The sequence below is a fragment of the Lysobacter sp. Soil_N_51 genome (assembly GCF_057655755.1).
This window is the reverse complement of the sequence record NZ_JBDGLR010000031.1, coordinates 1-383: the sequence shown is the minus strand read 5'-3', so window position 1 is coordinate 383 and position 383 is coordinate 1. Positions and strand designations below refer to the sequence as shown.

The 383-nt window shown below is 67.4% G+C and carries 1 protein-coding gene; it reads left to right on the top strand.

Annotated elements, in window-relative coordinates; genetic code table 11:
* Positions 1-383 (top strand): hypothetical protein (locus tag AC3A4T_RS24540; protein ID WP_487677761.1); only part of this gene is annotated, 383 nt, incomplete at both ends.

The following is a 383-nucleotide window of genomic DNA, read 5'->3' as shown; positions in this document are numbered from 1 at the left end:
TCGTCGGATCCGGCGACCGGCACCACGGTCAATCCGGGTGCGACGATCACGTACACCCTGAGCACCACGATCAGCACCGCGGCGCTGACGGACGTCTACACGCTGACCGACACCATCAGCGGCGACCAGACGTTCGGCAGCGTGACCAATGCCGGCAACTACACCTGCACGGGCGCGTTGTCCTGCACCTTGCCGGCCGGCACGTTGCCAGGTACGTACACGCTGACCTACACGACCACCGTCGACGCGGATGCGGCCGGCACGGTCGGTAACAGCGTGACCGGCAGCGGCGGTGGCGACCCGGACCCGGAATGCACCAACTGCACGACGACCCATACGGTCGCCGCGCCGGTGATCAGCAGCAGCAAATCGTCGGATCCGGC